The organism is Flavobacterium sp. GNP008 (genome assembly GCF_056428965.1).
On record NZ_JBWJVL010000031.1, the window covers coordinates 1 to 266 of the forward strand.

At 47.4% G+C, this 266-nt stretch carries 1 protein-coding gene; it reads left to right on the plus strand.

Annotated elements, in window-relative coordinates; genetic code table 11:
• Positions 1-265 (plus strand): EamA family transporter (locus AC0608_RS13760; RefSeq protein WP_478289469.1); only part of this gene is annotated, 265 nt, incomplete at its 5' end.
• Position 266: the final 1 nt, after the last annotated feature.

The window sequence follows — 266 nt, forward strand, 5'->3', positions numbered from 1 at the left end:
GCCAGGATTGTCCTCGGTGCAATGGACTCCCAGTTTTATCGGGGCGCTGTTGTGGTCAATATTTGCGCTATCAATTGGGGCGATCTTTTTACTCTTTACGTTAATTCGTAATAGCGCTGCCACTAGCGTGACCAGTCTGCTATATCTGACCCCGCCGACGACCGCCGTAATGGCGTGGTTGATGTTTGGTGAGGCGTTTAATTTGTTAGGAATTATTGGTATGTTGGTGGCCATTGCTGGGGTCGTCTTTGTAGTGAAAAAATAAT